This window comes from Pseudomonas sp. SG-MS2 (genome assembly GCF_009933855.1).
In the GTDB taxonomy this organism is placed as follows: domain Bacteria; phylum Pseudomonadota; class Gammaproteobacteria; order Pseudomonadales; family Pseudomonadaceae; genus Aquipseudomonas; species Aquipseudomonas putida_E.
In genome coordinates, this window is sequence record NZ_MOMO01000206.1 from 1 (window position 1) to 1,026 (window position 1,026).

The 1,026-nt window shown below is 57.0% G+C and carries 1 protein-coding gene and 1 pseudogene; both read right to left on the reverse strand.

Translation table 11 applies throughout. The features are described from left to right. Positions 1–59: 59 nt before the first annotated feature. Positions 60–574: pseudogene (locus tag BLX42_RS17270) on the reverse strand (transposase); the annotation flags it as partial. A 66-nt stretch (positions 575–640) separates the two neighbouring features. Beyond that, a partial coding sequence (locus tag BLX42_RS17275) for a hypothetical protein (protein WP_256672020.1) occupies positions 641–1,026 on the reverse strand: 386 nt, incomplete at its 5' end.

Consider the following 1,026-nt stretch of genomic DNA (forward strand, 5'->3'; position numbering starts at 1 on the left):
GGGAGCGCAGCATCGGGCATCAGGTGGACGCTTGGAATGTGGGGATGATGGATCCCTTACGTTTTATCCCGCCAGCTTTTCAGCTGCTGGAGGATCGGCAGGCTTCTTTCCTGGCGCCCGATGAACCGATGCTCATCGCTGGCATCTTTCAGTTCACGCTCGATGCCAGCTTGTTGATCATCCCCAAAACGATGTCAGCACGCCCGGTTTTGCCCTTGGGCTGCACCTTCTGCGCCTCGATGAACTTGCACCACACATGCACCATGCACGCCAAGCGCTCGGCACCAGGCTGCAACGCCAATGCGTTGTAACCGGCGTAATCGACATTCATCACGTAGCCGCGATAGCCCTCCAGCAGGCGCAACGCTACCTCTTGCGCGCGGCTGGTGGTGTAGTCGAATCACACAACTTGCCGATCGGGCGGCCCACTGGCCTGCACCCACATCCAGGACTGGCTGGTCGGATCGCGATTCGGTTCTTTCGAGACCTGCACTCGCCTTTCGTCGCAGTGGATCACCGGGCTTTCCTGCAACCCATCGCGCATCAGGTTCAACAGCGGCTGGAAATGCTCGCTGCGGCTCGCTTTCCGGCTCATTGAATATCGCCAGTTGGTTGGAGAAAGTCAGTACCTCCGACAGGCTCAGGCGCTGAACTGCTGACTTAGTAGATCTATAGGCACATCGTGATGCTGCACTAACACCTCAGCATCCCAGCCTTTGGTCGCGTTCCAGTAAGTACATGAGCCCGTCGAATAGCGATCCGGCCAGCACATGACGTCGCCCTGCTCAATCCGAGCAGGTGAGGGCATTTTGATGATCGTGTAGCCGCCATGTTCCTCTACCCAGATCGCCACGCGATCCAGATTCATCTTCTCGACCACTCCAACGATCAGCATCCTAGTTCCCTCCATAAGCAGGCATTGCAGATAACACCATAGAACATCAAATTGCCACAGTACCTCAACCGTAAGGGATCCATCATCCCCACATTCCAAGCGTCCACCTGATGCCCGATGCTGCGCTCCCG